This window comes from Streptomyces xiamenensis (assembly GCF_000993785.3).
Taxonomy (GTDB): Bacteria; Actinomycetota; Actinomycetes; order Streptomycetales; family Streptomycetaceae; genus Streptomyces; species Streptomyces xiamenensis.
In genome coordinates, this window is the sequence record NZ_CP009922.3 from 5,752,105 (window position 1) to 5,773,955 (window position 21,851).

The 21,851-nt window shown below is 74.3% G+C and carries 17 protein-coding genes and 2 pseudogenes; 10 read left to right on the forward strand and 9 right to left on the reverse strand.

The features are described from left to right. The first annotated feature begins 26 nt into the window (after positions 1 to 26). A complete protein-coding gene (bla, locus tag SXIM_RS26205; RefSeq protein WP_376049930.1) occupies positions 27 to 923 on the forward strand; it encodes a class A beta-lactamase in 897 nt (298 codons plus the stop codon). Between the two features lie 14 nt (positions 924 to 937). Here bla and SXIM_RS26210 read toward each other — a convergent pair whose 3' ends face one another. Continuing rightward, positions 938 to 1,348 carry a CoA-binding protein gene (locus SXIM_RS26210; protein WP_046725262.1) on the reverse strand — a complete coding sequence of 137 codons (411 nt, stop codon included), beginning with the start codon at positions 1,346 to 1,348 and terminating at the stop codon, positions 938 to 940. A gap of 59 nt (positions 1,349 to 1,407) precedes the next feature. Between SXIM_RS26210 and SXIM_RS26215 the strand changes: the two genes are divergently transcribed. The 7 genes from SXIM_RS26215 to SXIM_RS26245 all read left to right on the forward strand — a co-directional run bounded on the left by SXIM_RS26215 (position 1,408) and on the right by SXIM_RS26245 (position 10,735). Continuing rightward, complete coding sequence (locus tag SXIM_RS26215; RefSeq protein ID WP_046725263.1) at positions 1,408 to 2,037, forward strand: IMPACT family protein; 630 nt, start codon at positions 1,408 to 1,410, stop codon at positions 2,035 to 2,037. A gap of 113 nt (positions 2,038 to 2,150) precedes the next feature. Beyond that, positions 2,151 to 3,239 (forward strand): LLM class flavin-dependent oxidoreductase, encoded by a 1,089-nt coding sequence (locus tag SXIM_RS26220; RefSeq protein WP_046725264.1) that lies wholly within the window; start codon positions 2,151 to 2,153, stop codon positions 3,237 to 3,239. After that, positions 3,236 to 3,895 carry an FMN reductase gene (locus tag SXIM_RS26225; protein ID WP_030737638.1) on the forward strand — a complete coding sequence of 220 codons (660 nt, stop codon included), beginning with the start codon at positions 3,236 to 3,238 and terminating at the stop codon, positions 3,893 to 3,895. Before SXIM_RS26220 ends, SXIM_RS26225 begins: the two co-directional genes overlap by 4 nt. 73 nt (positions 3,896 to 3,968) lie before the next feature. Continuing rightward, positions 3,969 to 5,018, forward strand: a complete 1,050-nt coding sequence (locus tag SXIM_RS26230; RefSeq protein WP_046725265.1) for a pectinesterase family protein — start codon at positions 3,969 to 3,971, stop codon at positions 5,016 to 5,018. 182 nt (positions 5,019 to 5,200) lie between these two features. Continuing rightward, entirely contained in the window at positions 5,201 to 6,355 is a 1,155-nt protein-coding gene (locus tag SXIM_RS26235) for an exonuclease SbcCD subunit D (protein WP_046725949.1), read from the forward strand. Continuing rightward, positions 6,352 to 9,891 carry an AAA family ATPase gene (locus SXIM_RS28645; protein ID WP_046725266.1) on the forward strand — a complete coding sequence of 1,180 codons (3,540 nt, stop codon included), beginning with the start codon at positions 6,352 to 6,354 and terminating at the stop codon, positions 9,889 to 9,891. Before SXIM_RS26235 ends, SXIM_RS28645 begins: the two co-directional genes overlap by 4 nt. Before the next feature lie 31 nt (positions 9,892 to 9,922). After that, entirely contained in the window at positions 9,923 to 10,735 is an 813-nt protein-coding gene (locus SXIM_RS26245; protein ID WP_030737650.1) for an SDR family oxidoreductase, read from the forward strand. A gap of 100 nt (positions 10,736 to 10,835) precedes the next feature. Here SXIM_RS26245 and SXIM_RS26250 read toward each other — a convergent pair. Together SXIM_RS26250 and SXIM_RS28745 are read right to left on the reverse strand one after the other, a co-directional pair. Beyond that, a pseudogene (locus tag SXIM_RS26250) lies at positions 10,836 to 12,526 on the reverse strand (DUF885 domain-containing protein). 105 nt (positions 12,527 to 12,631) lie between these two features. After that, the gene (locus SXIM_RS28745; protein WP_053116314.1) at positions 12,632 to 13,177 is read right to left on the reverse strand and encodes a GNAT family N-acetyltransferase; all 546 of its coding nucleotides are present in this window, start codon (positions 13,175 to 13,177) and stop codon (positions 12,632 to 12,634) included. Between the two features lie 160 nt (positions 13,178 to 13,337). Here SXIM_RS28745 and sigJ point away from each other — a divergent pair, with 160 nt between their 5' ends. Further along, positions 13,338 to 14,249 carry an RNA polymerase sigma factor SigJ gene (gene sigJ / locus SXIM_RS26260; RefSeq protein WP_030737658.1) on the forward strand — a complete coding sequence of 304 codons (912 nt, stop codon included), beginning with the start codon at positions 13,338 to 13,340 and terminating at the stop codon, positions 14,247 to 14,249. A 46-nt stretch (positions 14,250 to 14,295) separates the two neighbouring features. Here sigJ and SXIM_RS26265 read toward each other — a convergent pair whose 3' ends face one another. After that, a complete protein-coding gene (locus SXIM_RS26265; RefSeq protein WP_030737661.1) occupies positions 14,296 to 15,045 on the reverse strand; it encodes an SDR family NAD(P)-dependent oxidoreductase in 750 nt (249 codons plus the stop codon). A 130-nt stretch (positions 15,046 to 15,175) separates the two neighbouring features. On the opposite strand from SXIM_RS26265, the gene SXIM_RS26270 reads away from it, so the two are divergent. Beyond that, complete coding sequence (locus SXIM_RS26270; protein WP_030737663.1) at positions 15,176 to 15,910, forward strand: GntR family transcriptional regulator; 735 nt, start codon at positions 15,176 to 15,178, stop codon at positions 15,908 to 15,910. Positions 15,911 to 15,957: 47 nt separating this feature from the next. On the opposite strand, the gene SXIM_RS26275 is transcribed toward SXIM_RS26270, so the two are convergent. From SXIM_RS26275 to SXIM_RS26295, 5 genes and pseudogenes are all read right to left on the reverse strand, one after another. Further along, a complete protein-coding gene (locus SXIM_RS26275) occupies positions 15,958 to 17,094 on the reverse strand; it encodes an ROK family protein (protein ID WP_030737668.1) in 1,137 nt (378 codons plus the stop codon). Positions 17,095 to 17,144: 50 nt separating this feature from the next. Next, the gene (purB, locus tag SXIM_RS26280; protein ID WP_030737671.1) at positions 17,145 to 18,575 is read right to left on the reverse strand and encodes an adenylosuccinate lyase; all 1,431 of its coding nucleotides are present in this window, start codon (positions 18,573 to 18,575) and stop codon (positions 17,145 to 17,147) included. A gap of 11 nt (positions 18,576 to 18,586) precedes the next feature. Continuing rightward, positions 18,587 to 19,378, reverse strand: coding sequence for an SGNH/GDSL hydrolase family protein (locus SXIM_RS26285; RefSeq protein WP_030737674.1), 792 nt, complete (start codon positions 19,376 to 19,378; stop codon positions 18,587 to 18,589). A gap of 19 nt (positions 19,379 to 19,397) precedes the next feature. Continuing rightward, positions 19,398 to 20,438, reverse strand: coding sequence for a hemolysin family protein (locus tag SXIM_RS26290; protein WP_046725267.1), 1,041 nt, complete (start codon positions 20,436 to 20,438; stop codon positions 19,398 to 19,400). Further along, positions 20,435 to 21,744 (reverse strand): annotated as a pseudogene (locus SXIM_RS26295) (hemolysin family protein). The gene SXIM_RS26290 and the pseudogene SXIM_RS26295 overlap by 4 nt, the downstream one beginning before the upstream one ends. Between the last annotated feature and the right edge of the window lie 107 nt (positions 21,745 to 21,851).

Below are 21,851 nucleotides of genomic sequence, written 5' to 3' on the forward strand. Positions count from 1 at the left end.
CGGGGGCACTGGGTGCGCTGGTGCTGGTGCCGCTGGTGGGCTGCGGCGGCGCGGACCAGGGCGGTACGGCGGACGGTGAGGGCGAGCGGGCGCCGGGCGCGTCTGCTTCGGACGCGGTCCTCTCCCAGGATCCGGAGGAGGATTTCGCCCGGCTGGAGGAGGAGTACGACGTACGGCTGGGGGTGTACGCGCTGGACACCGGCAGCGGCGAGGAGATCGGCTACCGGGAGGACGAGCGGTTCGCGTACGCCTCCACCTTCAAGGCGCTGCTGTGCGGGGCCGTGCTGGATGAGTACGGCTTGGCGGGCATGGACGAGGTGATCCCCTATGGAGAGCAGGACCTGGTCCCCAACTCTCCGGTGACGGAGGAGAACCTGCCCGAAGGGGGGATGAGCATGTCGGACCTGTGCGACGCCACCGTCCGCTACAGCGACAACACCGCCGCGAACCTGCTCTGGGACACCGTCGGCGGCCCGGCCGGCCTTCAGGAGCGGCTGGCCGGACTGGGCGACGACACGACCCGGATGAACCGCTACGAGCCGGAGCTGAACGAGGCCGTGCCCGGGGATGAGCGGGACACGTCCACCCCGCGCGTCTTCGCCGCGAACCTGGGCGCCTACGTGCTGGGCGAGGTGCTGCCGGAGCCGGAGCGCGCGCAGCTGAGCGAGTGGCTGATCACCAACACCACCGGGGACGAGCTGATCCGGGCGGGCGTCGGTGAGGGCTGGACCGTGGGCGACAAGACCGGCGCGGGCGGCTACGGCGGCCGCAACGACATCGCGGTGCTGTGGCCGGAGGACGGCGGCGAGCCCCTGCTGCTCGCGGTCTACTCCACCCGGGAGGAGGAGGACGCGGAGTTCGACAACGCGCTCATCGCCGAAGCGGCCTCGGTGGCGGTCGGCGCGCTGGACAGCTCCCGGTAACGGGAAGGCAGGTCCTAGCTCGGCAGCCGGGGGATCTCGATCGCCGGGCAGCGGTCCATCACCATGTCGAGACCGGCCGCCCGGGTGCGTTCCCGGGCGGCCTCGTCGACCACGCCGAGCTGGAACCACACCGCCTTGGCCCCGATGGCCACCGCCTCGTCGGCGACCGCCCCGGCGAGTGCGCTGTTGACGAAGACATCCACCACATCCACCGGGAACGGGATCTCGGCGAGCGAGGCGTATCCGCGCTCGCCGTGCACCGTCTCCGCCTTGGGGTGGACGGGCACGACCCGTTTGCCGAACCGCTGGAGCACGGCGGCCACCCCGTACGCCGCGCGGCGCTCGTTGTTGGACAGCCCCACGACCGCCCAGGTGTCGCCGGTCTCGGTGAGGATGTGTCGTACGGTGTCCGTTTCGGTGTCCATGCCTGCGTCAACGACCGCCCCGGGCACGCCATTCCCGGGCCTCGGCTTAGGCTGGCCGGATGCGGGACGCGTATGTGACGGTGGCCGGTGCGGGGGGCGTGCACGAGACCGAGGTCAACCGTTCGCGCTTCGTGTGCGCGCTGGCACCGGCGGGCACGGAGGAGGCGGCGGTCGCGATCCTCGCCCGGGAGCGGGCGGCGCACCCCACGGCCACCCATCATTGCTGGGCGTATGTGATCGGTGCGGAGGCGGGCGTACAGAAGTGCGGCGACGACGGCGAGCCCGGCGGCACGGCGGGGGTGCCGATGCTGCGGATGCTCACCCGGCGGGAGATCCGGTACGCGGTGGCGGTGGTCACCCGGTACTACGGCGGGGTGAAGCTGGGCGCCGGCGGGCTGATCAGGGCGTACGGGGGCGCGGTGGGGGCCGCGCTGGACGCGGTGGGCACCGAGACCCGGCGGCGGTACCGGCTGGCGACGGTCACGGTCGATCATCAGCGGGCGGGCCGTCTGGAGCATGAGCTGCGCGCGAAGGGGCACGCGGTGCGTGAGGTGCGCTACGGGGCCGCGGTGACGATCGAGGTCGCGCTGCCGGCCGCCGGTGTGCCCGGGTTCGAGGGCTGGCTGGCGGACGCGACGGCCGGTGCGGCTCGCCTGGAGCTGGGCGGGGACACCTACGGCGTGGCCTGAGGGGCGCGCCGGGACGGGGCTTCGGCGGGGCCGGAGGCGCCGGGGAATAGTGGGCGCCCGGACCGCGTTCCGGCGGTATAGTTGAACAGTAAACAATCTAGGAGGCGGGCACGATGCAGTTCGGCATTTTCACGGTCGGGGATGTCACCACCGACCCCACCAACGGCACCACGCCGAGCGAGCACGACCGCATCAAGGCCATGACCGCCATCGCGCTCAAGGCCGAGGAGATCGGACTCGACGTCTTCGCCACCGGCGAGCACCACAACCCCCCGTTCGTCCCCTCCTCGCCCACCACCATGCTCGGCTGGATCGCCGCCCGCACCGAGCGGCTCATCCTGTCCACCTCCACGACCCTCATCACCACCAACGACCCGGTGAAGATCGCCGAGGACTTCGCGATGCTCCAGCACCTGGCCGACGGGCGCGTCGACCTGATGCTGGGCCGCGGCAACACCGGCCCCGTCTACCCCTGGTTCGGCCAGGACATCCGGCAGGGCATCCCGCTGGCCATCGAGAACTACGCGCTGCTGCACCAGCTGTGGCGCGAGGACGTCGTCAACTGGGAAGGCCGCTTCCGCACCCCGCTCCAGGGCTTCACCTCCACCCCGCGCCCGCTGGACGGCGTCCCGCCCTTCGTGTGGCACGGCTCCATCCGCAGCCCCGAGATCGCCGAACAGGCCGCGTACTACGGCGACGGCTTCTTCGCCAACAACATCTTCTGGCCCAAGGAGCACTTCAAGCGCCTCATCGACCTGTACCGGGACCGCTGGGCGCACTACGGGCACGGGCCGCGCGAGAGTGCCGTGGTCGGCCTCGGCGGGCAGTTCTTCATGCGCCGCAACTCCCAGGACGCGGTACGCGAGTTCCGCCCCTACTTCGACAACGCCCCGGTCTACGGCCACGGCCCCTCGCTGGAGGAGTTCACCGACCAGACGCCGCTGACCGTCGGCAGCCCGCAGGAGGTCATCGAGAAGACCCTGACCTTCCGCGAGTCCTTCGGCGACTACCAGCGCCAGCTGTTCCTGGTCGACCACGCGGGGCTGCCCCTGAAGACCGTGCTGGAGCAGCTCGACCTGTTCGGCGAGGAGGTACTGCCGGTGCTGCGCGAGGAGTTCGCCGCCCGGCGGGCTGACGGCGTCCCGCAGGGCCCCACCCACGCCGCCCGGGTCGCCCAGCACAAGGAAGGAGCCCTGCGATGACGACCCCGCTGAAGCTGACGGTCATCACGGCGGGCCTCGGCAAGCCGTCCACCACCCGGCTGCTCGCCGACCGGCTGGCCGAGGCAACCGCCGCACACCTGGAGGAGAACGGCCGCGAGGTGACCACCCGGGTCATCGAACTGCGCGAACTCGCCGGTGACATCGCCCAGCACCTGGTCACCGGATTCCCCGGCCCGGCGCTGCGCGACGCGCTCGACGCCACGACGGGGGCGGACGGCATCATCGCCGTCACCCCGGTCTTCAACGCCTCCTACAGCGGACTGTTCAAGTCCTACGCCGACCTTCTGGAAGCCGACCTGCTGGCGGGTCGCCCCGTCCTGGTCGGCGCCACCGGCGGCAGCGCCCGGCACTCGCTCGTGCTGGACCACGCCATGCGCCCGCTGTTCGGCTACCTGCGGACGGTCACCGTACCGACCGGGGTGTACGCGGCGTCCGAGGACTGGGGCGGCGGCACCGACCCGCTCGTGGACCGGCTCCCCGAACGCATCCGGCGCGCCGGCCGCGAACTCGCCGCACTCATGGCGGGCGCGCCGGGAGCCGGTGCCGGCGGTCCGGCCCCCGCGTCGGCGCCGGTCGGGGAGCGGGAGGTCATCCCCTTCGCCGAACAACTGGCGGCGCTGCGCCCCCAGCGCTGAGCCGGCAACCAAACCGGGCCCCGCGGCAACCAGGGTGCGAAGGACACCACCTCCCCCGCAGAACGGATGACCCATGCGTTCGCGTCCCCGCACCCTGACCGCACCCCTGCTGCTGGCCGCCGCCCTGCTCACCACCGCCCTGACCCCGGCCGCCACCGCCGCGCCCGGTCACGCCGCCGCCTCCCTGACGGTGGCCGCCGACGGCAGCGCGGCCTTCGGCGGCATCCAGGCGGCGATCGACGCCGTCCCCGCCAACAACACCAGCCCCGTCACCATCACCGTCCACCCGGGCGTCTACCGGGAAGTCGTCCTGGTGCCCAGCGACAAGCCGCACATCCGGCTCGTCGGCAGCAGCGGCCGGGCCGCCGACGTGACGATCGTCTACAACAACTCCAGCGGCACCCCCAAGCCGGGCGGCGGCACGTACGGCACCAGCGGCAGCGCCACTTTCGCCGTCGACGCCGACGACTTCCAGGCCCGCAACATCACCTTCGCCAACGACTTCGACGAACTTGCCCACGCCGACCAGCCCAACCACCAGGCGGTGGCGCTGCGCACCCGCGGCGACCGCATCGTGCTCTCCAACATCGCCGCCCACGGCGACCAGGACACCCTGCTGCTGGACAGCGCGAACAAGGACCGGCAGGGCCGGGTCCACATCTCCCACTCCACCATCAGCGGCAACGTCGACTTCATCTTCGGCCGCGCCACGGCCGTCATCACCCGCTCGGTCATCCAGGTCACCCGCCGCCCCGACGGCACCTCGGCCGGCTACGTCACTGCCCCCTCCACCGCGCCGCGGTTCCCCGGTTTCCTCATCACCGACTCCACCATCACCGGCGAGGTGAGCGCCGGTACCTACTACCTGGGCCGCCCCTGGTACTCCGGCGGCGACGCCACCCTGCACCCCCAGGTGACCGTCCGCGACACCCAGCTGTCGGACGCGATCCGCGCCACTCCCTGGACCGACATGAGCGGCTTCCCGTGGCAGGGCGCCCGGTTCGCCGAGTACCGCAACAGCGGCCCCGGCGCGGGCACACCGAGCGGCACCCGCCCCCACCTGACCGACCAGCAGGCCGGCTCCCACACCCCGGCCACCTGGCTCGGCGGCTGGACGCCGTAGGCCCCCGCACCCTCGCGGTCCTTCCCCCGACACCACGGGGGAAGGACCGCACCGTCCGCCACACCCGCCGGACGCACCGGCACAGACACCGCTTAGCGTAGGGACCTTGGCCGACTCGTCCCTTCCGTACCGGTCCGGGGTGCGGCGGCGAACGGGTGTACGGAGAGATCGGAGCGGGCTGGGTGAGGTTTCTGCACACCTCCGACTGGCATCTGGGGCGGGGGCTGCACCGGGTGCCGTTGATCGAGGCGCAGCGGGTGTTTCTCGACCATCTGGTGGAGACCGCCCGGCAGCACGAGGTGGACGCGGTGCTCGTCGCGGGGGACATCTACGACCGGGCCGTGCCGCCGCTGGTCGCCGTGGAGCTGTTCGACCGCGTGCTGCGGCAGTTGGCCGGGGCGGGGATTCCCGCCGTCATGATCTCCGGCAACCACGACTCGGCCAGGAGACTGGGCGTCGGCGCCGGGCTGATGGATGGCGCCGGGGTGCATCTGCGGACCGACCCCGAGGAGTGCGCCACCCCCGTCCTGCTGCGGGACACCCACGGCGAGGTCGCCGTGTACGGGCTGCCGTATCTGGAACCGCAGCTGGTGCGCGAGCAGTTCGCGGTGGAGACCGCCCGGCACAGCGCCGTGCTCGGGGCCGCCATGCGGCGGGTGCGCGAGGATCTCGCCCGCCGGCCGGCCGGGACGCGTGCCGTCGTGCTCGCCCACGCCTTCGTCACCGGCGGCGCGACCTCCGACAGCGAACGCGACATCACCGCGGGCGGTGCCGCTTCCGTGCCCGCCTCACTCTTCGACGGCGTGCACTACGCGGCACTCGGCCATCTGCACGGCTGCCAGACGCTCACCGAGCGGGTGCGGTACTCGGGCTCCCCGCTCGCGTACTCCTTCTCCGAGGCCGGCCACCGCAAGTCCATGTGGCTCATCGACCTCGACGCCGCCGGCGAGGTGCGCGGCGAGCGCGTGGACTGCCCCGTGCCCCGTCCGCTGGCCAGGATCACCGGGCGGCTGGAGGACCTGCTGGCGGACCCCTCGCTGGAGCGGCACCGCGAGCACTGGGTCGAGGCCACCCTGACCGACCCCGCCCGGCCCCCCGAGCCCATGGCCCGGCTCTCCGCCCGCTTCCCGCATCTCCTCGCCCTCGCCTTCGCCCCCGAACAGGCCGCCCGCGAGGGCCGCCGCAGTTACGCCGAGCGGCTGCGCGGCCGCGACGACCAGCGGATCGCCGAGGACTTCATCGCCCACGTACGGCCCGGGCAGGCACCCGACGCACAGGAACGCGCCGAGCTGCGGCGCGCCCTGGAGGCGGCCCGGGTGGGGGAGAGGAACGCATGAGGCTGCACCGGCTCACCCTGACCGCCTTCGGGCCGTTCGGCGGCACCCAGCACATCGACTTCGACGCCCTGTCCTCCGGCGGGCTCTTCCTGCTGCACGGACCGACCGGGGCCGGGAAGACCGCCATCCTGGACGGGGTGTGCTTCGCGCTCTACGGATCGGTGCCCGGCGCGCGGCAGCAGGCCCCGGGCGGGCTGCGCAGCGACCACGCCGAGCCGGACACGGCGACCGAGGTCGTCCTCGAACTCACCCTCGGCGGCCGGCGCCTGGAGGTGACCCGGCGACCGGAACGCGAGCGGCCCAAGAAGCGCGGCACCGGAACCACGACAGAACGTGCGTACAGTGCGCTGCGCGAGCGGACCACGGACGGCGCGGGCGGCGGCTGGCGGGCGCTCAGCCGCTCGCACCAGGAGATCGGCGAGGAACTCGGTCAGCTGCTCGGCATGAACCGCGAGCAGTTCTGCCAGGTGGTGCTGCTGCCCCAGGGAGACTTCGCCCGCTTCCTGCGGGCCGGCGCGGAGGACCGGGCCAAGCTGCTCGGGCGGCTGTTCGACACGCGGCGGTTCGCCGCCGTGGAGCAGCGATTGGCGGAACGGCGGCAGGAGGCGGCGGCCGGGGTACGGGACGGGGACGACCGGCTGCGTTCCCTGACCGACCGGCTGCGGCAGGCCGCCGGGGCCGGGGACCCGGCGGAACCGGAGGAAGACGTCCTGCCCTGGGCGGCCCAGCTGCGCAGCCTCGCCCGCGAACAGCGCGACATCGCCGCCCAGGCCCTGCACGCCGCCGAGGCCGGGCACACGCGGGCCCAGCGCGCGTTCGCGCGGACGACGGAGCGGGTGCGCCGCGCGGAACGGCTCGCCGAGGCCCGCCGCCGCGCCGAGCGCTGGGACGGCCGGCGGGCGGAACGCGAGCACACCGGGGCCGAACTCGCCGCCGCCCGGGCCGCCGCGGCGGTCGCCCCGGCCCTGCGGCTGCGCGAGAACGCCGAGGCGGAGCACCGGGCCGCCGCCGAGGCGGCCGGAGCCGCGCGCGCCGGGCTGCCCGAACCGCTCAGGGAGGCGACCGCGGACCGGCTGGCCGCGCAGGAGCGGACCGTACGCGGCCACCTCGGCGCGCTGACCGCCGCCCGCCAGGCCGAGGAGCGGGCCGGCCGTCTCGCCGCCGAACTGGAGACGCTGGCAGGGGAGGAGCACGAGGACGCCGAGCTGCTGGCAGAGACAGCCGGATGGCTGGAGCGGTTCGGCGGGGAACGCGAGGAACTGGCGCGGCAGCTGGCGGCGGCGGAAGCCGCCCGCACCAGGGCCGGGCACCGGACCGGGACGCTGGCCGACACCGAGCGCCGACTGGACGCCGCCGGCCGCCGCGCCGCACTCGCCGACCGGATCGGGGCGGCCGAGAAGGCCGAACTGCTGGCCAGGGAGACTGCGGCGGGCGCGTACGAGCAGTGGCTGGAGCTCAAGGAACGCCGACTGCGCGGCATGGCCGCCGAACTCGCGGCGGGACTGCGGCCGGGCGAACCCTGCGCGGTGTGCGGTGCCACCGAGCACCCAGACCCCGCGGCGGGCGGCCCCGACCCGGTGTCGCCGCAGGGCGAACGGGCCGCCGAGGAGGCCCACCGTGCCGCATCCGCCCACCGCGAACGGACCTCCGCCGCCCTGGCCGCACTGCGCGAGGCGCACGCCGCCGCCGACGCGGCGGCCGGAGAGGGGACGGTTCCCGGCCTGACCCGGGAACTCGCCGCGCTGGAAGACGGTCAGCGCGCCGATCTGGCGGTGGCGGACACCGAGGAGGAGGTACGGGATCGGCTGGCGGCGGCCGAGCGGCGTCACGCCGAACGGCAGGCCCTGCACCGGGACGTCGAGCGCCGGATCGCGGCCCGTACGTCCCGGGAACGCGCGCTGCGCACGGAGCGGGAGGGCCTGCTGGCGGAGATCCACGCGGCGCGCGGCGAGGCCCCCACGGTGGCCGACCGCGCCGCCGAACTGAGCGCCCTGGCACAGGCCCTGGCCGGTGCGGTGGAGACGGTCCGCAGAGCGGGGGAGAGCGCGCAGCGGTGGGAGGCGGCACGGACCCAGGCGCGGGACGCCGCCCACCGGGCCGGATTCCCCGGGCCGCAGGAGGCGGCCGAGGCGGTACGTTCCGCCGAGCACCAGCGCTCCCTGGAACGCCGCCTGAACGACTGGCGCACGGAGGAGGCCGCCATCGCGGCCCTGCTGGCGGACGTTGCCGGGCCCCCCGGAAGCGATGCCGGCGTCGCGCCACAGGCGACGGACGTGCCCCGGCAGGCGGGCGCTCGCGGGCCCGGACCGGGCGAAGAACCGTCGTGGCAGCCTGCGGCAGCCGTTCCGGGCGAGAGCGCGCCCTCGGGCACGACGGCGGGGGTCGCCGACGGTACCGCGCCGCAGCGTCCGGGGAGTTCCCGGCAGGGGGGCGCTCGCCTGTCCGGAGCGAGCGGGGAGTCTGTGGGGACGGCAGAGTCAGCGGGTGCCGGTGAGGCCCCGGCGCCGGCGGCCGGAGGCGCCGACGGTACCGCGCCGCAGCGCCCCGGTGATCCCCGGCAGCCCCGTGCCGCCGCCTCCGAGGCGGAGGACGGCGCGGGCAGCACGGTGGAGCGGACGGTTGCTTCCGTGCCGGGACAGGGCGGCCGGCCGCAGCGGGCGGCCGAGCAGGACGGGGACGAGGCGGGGCGCCCGGCGACACCCCGGGACCGGCCCGCCGACGCCCTGCCGGGCCAGGCCCGTGACGTGGCGTCGGCACCGGCTCGCACGCTGACCGAGGCCGTCGCCGAAGCCGCGCGCCACCTGCCCGGCGCGGGCGACGGGCCCGCCGACCAGGTCGCCGTCGTCCGGCGGGCGCTCGACGCCGCCATCGTGCGGCTGCGGGAGGCCGCCGCCGCCGACAGCGCCGCGCGGACGCGCTGCCGGGAGCTGGACGCCCTCTCCGCCCGGCTGGTTTCGGAGGCACGCGCCCTCGCACCGGTACGCGAGGAGGCCGCACGCATCGCGCGGCTGGCCGGGCTGGCGGCCGGCACAGCGGCCGAGAACACCTACCGGATGCGGCTGGAGACATACGTCCTGGCCGCCCGGCTCGAACAGGTCGCCGAGGCGGCCGGCAGCCGCCTGTACCGGATGTCCGCCGGGCGCTATCAGCTGGCGCACTCCGACAGCAAGGCCACCCGGGGCCGTTCCGGCCTCGGCCTCCATGTCCTGGACGCCTGGACCGGGCGGCCCCGGGACACTGCCACCCTTTCCGGCGGCGAGTCCTTCTTCGTCTCGCTGGCGCTCGCGCTCGGTCTGGCCGACGTGGTGGCCGCCGAGGCCGGCGGGCAGCGGCTGGACACGCTGTTCATCGACGAGGGATTCGGATCCCTGGACGAACAGTCCCTGGACGAGGTGCTCGACGTGCTGGACTCGCTGCGCGAGCAGGACCGGGCGGTCGGCATCGTCAGCCATGTACCGGACCTGCGGGCCCGCATCCCCACCCAGCTTGAGGTGATCAAGACCGCCCGGGGGTCCACCGTACGCAAAACCGGGTGACGCGAGACGCGGCGTATCGCAAGGTGGGGCCATGACCCCTCATCAGCCCCTGCTCGGCCGTACCGCCCTGGTCACCGGCGCCTCGCGGCGCGCCGGGATCGGCTTCGCGACCGCCCGGCGACTCGCCGCCCTCGGCGCGAGCGTCTATCTGCACCACCACACCCCGCACGACGCCGAGCAGCCCTGGGGCGCCGACCCCCAGGGCCCCGCCGCGCTCGCCGCCGCCGTACGGGAGGCGGCCGGCCCGTCCGCCGTCGTCGCGCACGGCCCCGGCGACCTGGCCGATCCGGCCGTCCCCGCCGCGCTGATCGACACCGCGGCCGAAGCCCTCGGAGGACGCCTGGACATCCTGATCGCCAATCAGGCCCTCAGCGGTCACGATGGGCCGCTGCCGGAGCTCACCGCCGACATGCTCGACCGGCACTACCAGGTGAACACCCGCGCCTCGGTCCTCCTGGTGCAGGCGTTCGCCCGCCGTCACCGGCTCGGCGGCCCCGACGCGCCGGCCGGACGGGTCGTGCTCATGACCTCGGGCCAGGATCTGCGCGGCGGCATGCCCGACCAGATCCCGTACGCGCTCTCCAAGGGCGCCATCGCCTCCATCACCCGCAGCCTGGCCACCGGCCTGATGCGGCAGCGCATCACGGTCAACGCTGTCAATCCGGGGCCGGTCGACACGGGGTATCTCACCGGCGAGCACCACGCCATTGTCGCCGGGCTGTTCCCGGAGGGACGCTGGGGCGCCCCCGAGGACGCCGCCCGGCTCATCACCTGGCTCGCCGGGGACGAGGCCGGCTGGGTCACCGGCGAGGTCATCAACTCCGAGGGAGGATTCGCTCGCTGACGCCCTCGTGATCCCGTGGGAGAGGTGCCGTGGTGCCGGGGCGGCGCAGCCGGGCGGGCCGCCCGACCGGCCCCGAGGGGTCCGGACGGGCGGCCGGTCCTCACAGCGCCGAGAGCTCCGCCTCCAGGTCGTCCAGACCCAGCGAGCCCTGCGACAGCGCCGCCATGTGCCACTTCTTCGCGTCGAAGGCGTCACCGTGCGCCGCCCGCGCCGCCTCCCGGCCGCGCAGCCAGGCCCGTTCGCCCAGCTTGTAGCCGATGGCCTGCCCCGGCATGCCCAGGTAGCGCACCAACTCGCTCTCCACGAAGTCCGCCGGCCGCCCGCTGTGCTGCCCGAAGAACTCCTGGGCCAGCTCCGGCGTCCAGCGCTCACCCGGGTGGAACGGCGAGTCCGCCGGGATCTCCAGCTCCAGGTGCATGCCGATGTCGATGATGACCCGCACCGCGCGCATCATCTGGCAGTCCAGATAGCCCAGACGGCGCTCCGCGTTGTCCAGGAAGCCCAGCTCGTCCATCAGCCGCTCCGCGTACAGCGCCCAGCCCTCGGCGTTGGCCGAGACCATGCCCACCGTGGTCTGGTACCGCGAGAGCTGATCGGCGACGTGCGCCCACTGCGCCAGCTGGAGGTGGTGGCCGGGGACCCCCTCGTGGTACCAGGTGGAGACCAGGTCGTAGACCGGGAACCGGGTCTCGCCCATCGTCGGCAGCCAGGTGCGCCCCGGCCGCGAGAAGTCGAGCGAGGGGCTGGTGTAGTACGGGGCCGCCGCGCTGCCGGGCGGGGCGATCATCGATTCCACGCGCTTGACGCGGTCGGCCAGTTCGAAGTGGGTGCCGTCCAGCGCCTCGATGGCCTCGTCCATCAGCTCCTGGAGCCAGACCCGGATCTCCTCGACGCCCTCGACGGCCTCGCCCTCGGTGTCCAGGTGACGCAGCGTCTCCCACGGGGTGGCGCCGGGCAGGATCTTGGCCGCCTCGGCCTTCATCTCGGCGTGCAGCCGGTGGAACTCGGACCAGCCGTACGCGTACGCCTCGTCCAGGTCCAGGTCGGTGCCGTTCCAGTAGCGCACCCAGCGGGCGTAGCGCTCGCGGCCCACGATCTGCGGGGCACCGGCCACACCGGGGGAGTACGTGCCGGCCAGCCACTCCCGCAGCGCCACGATCGCGCCGGTGGCTTCGCGCGCGCCCTCGGCCAGCTCCGTGCGCAGCGCCTCGGGGCCGTCCGCCACGAACTGCGCGAACCAGCTCTTCTCCGCGCCGTCCGCGATCCACTCCTCCAACTGGCCGATCACGGTGGTGACCTGACGCGGCCCGGCCGGCAGCCCGCGCTCCAGGCCGGCGGCCAGCGCGGCCCGGTAGCTCTCCAGCGAGGCGGGCACGGCGCGCAGCCGGGTGGCGATGTCCGCCCAGTCGGCCTCGGTCTCGGCCGGCATCAGGGAGAAGACGCTGCGCACATCGTGCACGGGGGAGAAGAGGTTGCTGATGGCCCGCAGGTGCTCGTCCGCCTCGTGCACGGCGAGTTCGGCGGTGAGCCGCTCGCGCAGCAGCCGGGCGCAGCGCCGCTCGGCGTCGCTGTCCGCTCCGGGGCGGTTCTCCGCCTCGGTCAGCTCCCGCAGGGTGCGCCGGGCGAGTTCGGCCCGGGCCAGCTGGCCTTCGGGGAGTAGTCGGGCAGCCGTCCTGCGCTCTCGGCGACGCCCAGGAAGGTGCCGGTGATGGGGTCGAGCGCGACGAGGGCGTCGACGTAGGAATCGGCGAGGGCTCGGGGCAGCACGGGGCTGGTGGTGTCTTCGGACATGCGCACCATCCTGGTACCTGACCCCGGATTCGTCACTACTGATGTGCCCGGTCGTTACTGTCGCGGCCGGTCAGCGGGCCGTGGGCGGGCGTGCCGCCCGGGGCATCACGGCACGCGGGCGGCCGGATCCAGCGGGGCGGGCAGCGGCCGGGCGGCCAGCGGGGCGCAGAGCACCACCGTCTCCCCGTCCGGGTAGCGGCCGACCGTCAGGCCCGAGGCCCGCAGCAGGGCCGAGAGCCCGTGCTCGCCGCTGCCGCCCGGGCGGGTCACCGCGTAGATCTCCGTGTAGCCGGCGCCCGCGGCCAGGGTGAGCAGCCGGCGCAGCAGGGCCGTGCCCACCCCGCGCCGCTGGCGTCCGTCCGGCACCAGCAGGGCCAGTTCGACCTCGTCGCCCTCGCCTTCCCACAGCAGATGCCCCAGGCCCGCCAGTGTGCCGTCCCGGTCCCGGGCGGCGACGCCGTGCCCGAACCGGGGGCTGAGCAGATGCGGCAGCAGCCGGTCGGCCTCCTCCGCGTCCCGCACCCCGTGGTAGCGCTCGCGCAGGGTCTGTGGCGAGCAGCGGGCGTGCAACTCCCGGGCGGCGGCCAGATCGCCGGGCCCCACCGGGTCCACCGAGCGGACGATGGTGCGATGGAGGGAGGAGTCAGCCATGGAACCACTGTCCCTCCCCGGTGTTGCCCGGCCACGAACGTTCTGTGACCGCGGGGTTAAGGATGCTTCGGTGGTAAATGCGGCCTTCGGTCGGCCGGGCCCCCATGCCATGCTCCGAGCGTAACCCGGTGCGGAGGTAAAGCCGGTGTGCCGCAATGGGATGCTGGCCGGCGTGGACGATGACGGGCTGAAGATCTTCGAGGAGCACCGCGGCCTGCTGTTCGGTGTCGCCTACCGGATGCTGGGCGCCGTCGCGGACGCCGAGGACATCGTGCAGGAGACCTGGCTGCGCTGGTCGGGCGCGGAGCGCGGGGCCGTCGAGCACCCCCGCGCGTATCTGGTGCGGATCACCACCCGGTTGGCGATGGAGCGGCTGCACCGGCTGCGCGAGGCCCGCGAGACGTACCCGGGCACCTGGCTGCCCGAACCGCTGCCCACCGCCGCGCGGGTGGAGCCGGCGGAGGCGGGGGACGCGGCCGGGCCGGCGCTGCGCGCCGAGTCCGTCTCGCTGGCGGTGCTGGTGGTGCTGGAGTCGCTCAGCCCGCTGGAGCGCGCGGTGTTCGTGCTGCGCGAGGCGTTCGCGTTCCCGTACCAGGAGATCGCCGGGATCCTGGGGCGCGGGGAGGCGGCGGTACGGCAGCTGGCGGGCCGGGCCCGTCGGCATGTCGCGGAGCGGCGACCGCGCTTCGCGGTGGATCCGGTGCAGCGGCGCGAGCTGACCGAGCGGTTCCTGGCCGCCGCCACCCAGGGCGATCTGGACGGGCTCATGGCGCTGCTGGCCACCGATGTCCAGGTGGTCGGGGACGGCGGTGGCCGGGGCAAGGCCCCGCTGCGGGTGATCACCGACGCCCACAAGGCGGCCCGTTTCCTCACCGGGATCGGCGGACGCCGGCCGGCCGCGTCGCAGGTGCGCTTCGTGGACCTGAACGGCGGCCCGGGGCTGCTGGTCTCCAGCGCCGGCGCGCCGTACGCGGTGTTCCAGCTGGAGGTGGCGGACGGGCTGGTGAGCCGGGTCTATCTCATCTCCAACCCCGACAAGCTGCGGCATCTGGCGGGGATGGCCGGCGACTGAACGGCGATGCGGGCCGGCCCGGCCCGCATCGCCGTGGCCGAGCCGGCTACAGGCCGCCGGAGACCCGCAGCACCGCGCCCGTGGTGTACGAGGCCTCCTCCGACAGCAGCCAGGCGACCGCCCCGGCCACCTCCTCCGGCTGCCCGGGGCGGCGCATCGGCACCCGGTCCTGCTTGCGCCAGGGGCGCTGCGCGTCGCCCATGGCGGCGTGCATGTCGGTCACGATCATCCCCGGCTGCACGGAGTTGACCCGTACGCCGTCGGGGGCCAGCTCCTTGGCGAGGCCGACCGCCAGCGCGTCGACGGCGGCCTTCGTCGCGGCGTAGTGCACGTACTCGCCGGGGCTGCCCAGAGTGGCCGCGCCCGAGGAGATGGTCACGATGGCGCCGCCGGAGCCCTCGTACCGGGTGGACATCTCGCGGGCCGCGCGCCGGGCGCACAGCAGGGTCCCCATGACGTTGACGTCCACCACGCGCCGCATGATGTCGGTACCGGTTTCGGTGAACCGGCCCAGCGGTCCGGTGATCCCGGCGTTGCACACCGTGCCCGTGACCGGGCCGAGGGCGCGGACGGTGGTGTCGAAGAGGTGGTCGACCTGGTCGGCGTCGCTGGTGTCCACCTGGACGGTGACGGCCTGTCCGCCCGCTTCGCGCACCTTCGCCGCGGTCTCCTCGGCGGCGTCGGTGTCGCGTTCGTAGCCGATGGCGAGGTGGTGCCCGGCCCGGGCGAGGCGCACGGCGATGGCGGCACCGATACCCCGGCTGCCTCCTGTGACCACAGTGACGTGCTGTTTCATGACACGACTCTATCGAGGTACCTCGGTACCGGTGTCGGGATTGATTGGTCTTGACCAAGCCGCCGGGCCGCCCTAGGGTCCGCCATATACGCAACAACCTTTCATAATCGCGGGTTTCGGGGAGGCAGCGGTGGAAACGACGCAACGGGAGCGCGAGCCGGAGCCCAAGTACTGGCACCTGCGCACCCTGCTGTCCAAGGCCCTGGACACCGAGTTCTCGGTGGGCGAGATCCTGCCCAACGAGCGCGAGCTGGCCGCCCGCTTCGGCGTCGCCCGGGCCACCCTGCGCCAGGCTCTGGAACAACTGGAGCTCGAAGGCCGCCTCCAGCGCCGCCGCGGGGTGGGCACCACCGTCGCGCCGCCCCGCGTCGGGGTGGACCTCAGCCCCTCCCAGCACTCCTGGCCCGGCTGGTCCGGCGACCCGTGGACCGCCACCGCCGCGGCCCCCGCACCGCCGCCGCCCGCCGTGGCCCGGCTGCTGGACGTCCGGGCCGGCGAACCCGTCGAGGTCATCCACCGCACCCTGATGACCCACGGTCAGCCGGTCGCCACCGAGCAGCTGTATGTACCCGGCTCGGGCGAGCCGCGGCTCCCCGCCGCCGAAGGCCCCGAACGGGCCAGGTGGTTGCTGCGCCGGCTCCAGGAGACCGACGCCTCGGGACAGGACCGCACCGTCGAACTCGGCGCTGCGGGCGCCGAGGCGGCCCGCCGCCTGGAACGGCTGCCGGGATCACCGGTCCTGCTGGTCACCACCCGCTACTTCGCGGCCGGCCGCACCGCGGCCGTCTCCGTCGCCACCTACCGGGCCGACACCTGCCGGCTCACCTTCGCCGACCAGCCGGCCCTGACCGCCCTCACCAGCTGACCCGGCACGGCTGAGCCGGGCGCGGCACCGCCACCGGCGGCGCCGGATCACTCCGGCCGGACGCCGCACTCCGCCGGGCCGCCCGGCGGGTGCACCGCGAACATCTCCGCCTCCACCCGGTCCAGCGCCATCCGCAGCGCCCCCCAGGCGATCGCCTCCGCGCCCAGCGCCGACGCCGCCACCCGCGGGGTGCGCAGACAGTACCGGGACAGCTCCCGCGCCAGCGGCTCCACCACCCCGTCCAGCCCCGAGGCCCAGCCGCCCACCACCACCAGCTCGGGATCCAACGCCAGCACCAGCGCCGTCACATCGTGGGTCAGCCGCTCCACGTAGCGCTCCACCGCCGCCCCCGCCAGCGCCTCCCCACCCCGCGCCCGCTCGAACACCCGTCCCACCGCGGCCTCGTCCAGCGCCGCCAGCGGCCGGCCGTCCGTGGACAGCAGCGACTCGGGCGTCGCCCCCCGCCCCAGCAGATGCAGCGCCCCGATCTCCCCGGCCGCCCCGCCGTACCCCCGGTGCACCCGCCCCCCGATCAGCGATCCCGCGCCGGGCGACAGCCCGGCCAGCACCATCACCACATCGTCACAGCCCACCGCGGTGCCCCGCCAGCGCTCGCCCACCGCCGCCACGTTCGCGTCGTTCTCCACCACCACCGGCGCCCCGAGCGCCGCCCTCAGCCGCTCCCCGAGCGCCAGCCCCGTCCACCCCGGCAGCGCCGCGCACAGCCGCACCGAACCGTCGGCCGCCATGATCCCCGGCGAGCCCACCCCCACCGCCCGCACCGAATCCCGCGCCACCCCCGACGCCATCAGCGCGGCCCGCGCCGCCCCCTCCACCAGGGCGAGACGCTCGGCGGCCGGTGTCCGCGCAGTCGCCGTCCGCACCGCCGAGCCCACCCGCCGCCCGGCCAGATCGGACACCAGCACCGCGACCCGCAGCGCCCCTATCTCCACCCCCAGCAGATGACCGGCCTCCGCCCGGAACCGGAAGCGGCGCGCCGGGCGCCCCACCCGGGGCGCCCGCGTCCCGTCACCGTTCACCGCCGCGGCGGCGTATCCCGCGCCCAGCAGCGACTCCACGACCTGCTCCACGGTGGGCCGGGACAGCCCGGTGACGGCGGCCAGCTCCGCCAGCGACGGAGACCGCCCCGACTCACCGGCCGCCCGCAGCGCCCGCAGCACCACCGCGGAGTTGATCCTGCGCAGCAGGGACGGATCCCCGCCCTCCCACGACGTCAGAGAATCGCCCCCGGCGTGTACGTGGCAGCCTTCGGATGCCGCTCGGCCACCTCCTCCACGGCCGCCACCACGGCGGCCACCTGCTCCCCGGCCGCGCCCGTGAACGACAGCCGGTCCGCCATCAGCGCCGCCAGCTCGGCCGCGCCCAGCGGGATACGGTCGTCCGCCGCCAGCCGCTCCAGCAGCTCGTTGCGCTCGCCGCCCTCCCGCAGCCGCAGCGCGGACGCCACCGCGTGCTCCTTGATCACCTCGTGCGCCGTCTCGCGGCCCACCCCGGCGCGCACCGCCGCCATCAGCACCTTGGTGGTCGCCAGGAACGGCAGGAAACGGTCCAGCTCCCGGGCCACCACCGGCTCGAACGCCCCGAACTCGTCCAGCACCGTCAAAAACGTCTCCACCAGCCCGTCGAAGGCGAAGAACGCGTCCGGCAGCGCCACCCGGCGCACCACCGAGCACGAGACATCGCCCTCGTTCCACTGGTCGCCCGCCAGCTCGCCCACCATCGAGGCGTGGCCGCGCAGGATCACCGCGAGCCCGTTCACCCGCTCGCACGAGCGCGTGTTCATCTTGTGCGGCATCGCCGAGGAGCCCACCTGCCCCGGCTGGAAGCCCTCGGTCACCAGCTCCTGCCCGGCCATCAGCCGGATCGTCTTCGCCAGCGAGGACGGCGCCGCGGCCAACTGGACCAGCGCCGAGACCACCTCGTAGTCCAGCGAGCGCGGGTACACCTGGCCGACCGAGGTCAGCGCCCGGGCGAAGCCCAGGTGCCCGGCGATCCGCGCCTCCAGATCCGCCAGCCGCGCCGGATCGCCACCGAGGAGGTCCAGCATGTCCTGGGAGGTGCCCACCGGGCCCTTGATGCCGCGCAGCGGGTAGCGGGCCAGCAGCTCCTCCACCCGGCCGAACGCCACCAGCAGCTCGTCGGCTCCCGTCGCGAAGCGCTTGCCCAGCGTGGTCGCCTGCGCCGCCACATTGTGCGAACGCCCCGCCATCACCAGGCCGCCGTACTCGCCCGCCAGCCGGCCGAGCCGCGCCAGCAGCGCCACCGTACGGTCGCGCACCAGCTCCAGCGAGAGCCGGATCTGCAACTGCTCCACGTTCTCGGTCAGATCCCGCGAGGTCATGCCCTTGTGGATCTGCTCGTGCCCGGCGAGCGCGTTGAACTCCTCGATCCGCGCCTTCACATCGTGCCGCGTCACCCGCTCACGCTCGGCGATCGACGCCAGGTCCACCCGCTCCAGGACGCGCTCGTAGTCGGCGAGCGCCTCGTCGGGGACGGCCACGCCCAGATCCCGCTGGGCGCGCAGGACCGCCAGCCACAGGCGGCGCTCCAGCACCACCTTGTACTCGGGGGACCACAGCCGGGCCAGCTCCGCCGAGGCGTAGCGGCCGGCCAGGACATTCGGAATGCGGGGCTTGTCTGTCACGTCACCGGATTCTACGGCGGGCTCAGCTCGGGTCGCTTCGGCGCCCGCCCGTCGCCCGAGGAGCGGCCCGTCAGCCGCCGCCCGATCCACGGCAGCAGATGCTCCCGGGCGAACCGCACGTTCGTCCCGACCCGCTGTCCGAAGCCGACCGGGGTGGGGGGCGGCAGCGGAGCGTCCCAGTCGAAGGAGGCCGGGTGGCCGAGCCGCTGCCACACCGCCTCCGCGACCCGGCGGTGCCCCTCCGTCGTCAGATGCAGCCGGTCGTCCGCCCACATCCGCGGGTCGCCCAGCGCCCGCGAGGCGTACAGATCGGCCACCACCACGCCCTCGTGCCGGGCGGCGAGCGTGTCGATGTGCGCGTACAGCTCCTCCATCCGCCCCCGGTAGCGCTCCAGCACCGGGCCCGTGCGGCCGGGGGAGCGCATCAGCAGCAGCGTCCGGCAGGACGGCGCCAGCCGTTCCACCGCCTCCTCCAGCAGCCCGCACACCCGCGGCAGGTCGCAGCGGGGTCGCAGCACGTCGTTCAGGCCGCCGACCAGCGTGACCAGATCCGCGTCCATCGCGGCCGCGAGGGGCACCTGGTCGGAGGTGATCTGCGCGATCAGCTTGCCGCGCACGGCGAGGTTCGCGTACCGGAAACCGGGCGCGTGCCCGGCCAGCCGGTCCGCCAGCACATCGGCCCAGCCCCGGTACGAGCCGTCGGGCAGCGCGTCCGACATGCCCTCGGTGAAGGAGTCCCCCACCGCGACAAAGCTGCGGACCGGCTCCGCGCCTTCCTGTCCCCGGTCCCTCTCCAGTTCCATGGCATTCACCCGGGCGATGCTATCGAGACGGCGCGGCCGAGGCGGTCCCGCCCGGTGGGCCCACCAGTTCGCGCAGCACGTCCTCCATCGTCACCACCCCCGTGGGCCGTCCGTCCGCTCCCATCACGGCCGCCAGATGCGTCGCCCCGCCGCGCATCGCGGTCAGCACCTCGTCCAGCGGGGTGCCCGCGCCCACCCGGGCGATCGGCCGCAGCGCCGACAGCGTGAAGGGCAGCTGCGGTCGGGCGGCGTTCAGCGCGTCCTTCACATGCAGATAGCCCAGCACGGCGCCGCGCTCGTCAAGCACCGGGAAACGCGAGAACCCGGTGCGGGCCGACAGCGCCTCCAGCTCGTGCGGGCTGATGCCCACCCGCGCCGTCACCACCGCTCCGCGCGGTCGCATCACCTCGCCCACCGGGCGCCGCGCCAGCCGCAGCGCGTCGCGCAGCCGCCCGGTGGCCCGCTCGTCCAGGAGCCCGGCCGCCCCCGAGTCGGTGACGATCCGGTCCAGTTCCTCGTCCGAGAACACCGCGACCACCTCGTCGCGCGGGGTGACCCGCAGCAGCCGCAGTACCGCGCTCGCCAGGTCGTTGATGCCGCGCACCAGGGGCGACAGCGCCCGGGAGAGCGCCAGCAGCGGAGGGCCGAGCAGCAGCGCGCAGCGCAGCGGGGTGGCCAGCGCGATGTTCTTGGGCACCATCTCGCCCAGCAGCATGTGCAGATAGGTGGCCACGCTCAGCGCCACCACGAACGCGATGGGATGGGTCGCTCCCTGCGGGACGCCGATCCCGTGCAGCAGCGGCTCCAGCAGATGCGCTATCGCCGGCTCGGCGACGATGCCCAGCACCAGGGTGGTCAGGGTGATGCCCAGTTGGGCGGTGGCCATCAGCAGCGAGAGGTGTTCCAGCGCCACCAGGACCCGGCGGGCACGCGCGTCGCCCTGCGCGGCGAGCGGGTCGATCTGGCTGCGGCGCACCGAGATCAGACAGAACTCCCCGAACACGAAGAACGCGTTGAGGGCGATCATCAGCAGCCCGGTCAGCAGTTGGAGCGCGATCACCGTGCCTCCTTCGGGGACGGTACGGGAGCGGTCAGCCGCACCCGGACGACGCGATGGTGGTCGGTGCGCAGCGCCGCCAGCTCCCAGCCGCCGCTGTCCACCCGGTCACCCGGGGCGGGGATGCGCCCCAGCTCGGTGGCGATGAACCCGGCGAGCGTCTCGTACGGCCCCTCGGGCAACTGGAGCCCGATGACCTGGAGCTGATCGCGGCGCACCGCGCCGTCCGCCTCGTACACGCCGGGGCCCAGTGGCAGCAGATCGGGTGCCTGGCGCGGATCGTGCTCGTCGCGGACGCTGCCGACGATCTCCTCGATGATGTCCTCGAAGGTGAGCACCCCCGCGGTGCCGCCGTACTCGTCGATGACCACCGCCATCGGACGTTCGTCCGACAGCTCCTCCAGCAGCCGGTCGGCGGGGAAGGTGTCCGGCACCAGGAGGGGTTCGCGCATGAGGTCACGCACCGGGGTGCGGGCCCAGCGCTCGTCGGGCACCGCGAGCACGTCCTTGAGCTGGACGATGCCGCGCACCGCGTCCAGGCCGCCCTCGCACACGGGGAACCGGGACAGTCCGGTGGCGCGGATGGCGTCGGCGACGTCCTGGAGCGTGGCGTCGGTCTCCAGGGCGGCGACCCGCACCCGGGGGGTCATGATCGACTGCGCGGTCAGCCCGGACAGCTGGATCGAGCGGACGAACAGCTCGGCCGTGTCGGCGGCCAGCGTGCCCTCCTCGGCGGAGTGCCGGGCCACGGCGACCAGTTCCTGGGGGAACGTGCCGACGCCAGCTCCTCGGTGGGCTCCAGCCCGAGCCGGTGCAGCACGCGGTTGGCGGTGTTGTTCAGATGCCGGATGAAGGGCCGGAAGGCGGTGGAGAACCCGCGCTGGAGCGGAGCCACCCGCCGGGCGACGGCCAGCGGGGAGGAGATCGCCCAGTTCTTGGGGACCAGTTCACCGATGACCATGAGGACAACGGTGGACAGGGCGGTGCCCAGCACGAGGGCGACGGTGCCCACGGCGGATCCGGGCAGCCCGGCCGCGCGCAGCGGGCCCGCCAGCAGTGCGGCCGTGGAGGACTCGGCGAGCATGCCGATCACCAAACTGGTGAGGGTGATGCCCAGCTGGGCCCCGGAGAGCTGGAAGGTGAGCGACCGTACGGCGCTGAGCGCGCCGGGCGCGCCGGGCAGGCCGCGCTCGGCGGCCTCCTCCAGGACCGACCGTTCCACGGTCGTCAAGGAGAACTCGGCGGCCACGAACACCCCGCAGGCCACGGTGAGCAGAAGGGCCACGCACAGCAGCAGAACCTCGATCACGACACCACCGTCCTGACGGAAGCGGACATAGCGCCCCACTGTACGAGCAGGGCGCGGAAGGCGCGGGGAGGAGAGGCACACCCGCGCCGGGGAACGGGCCTGCGGCG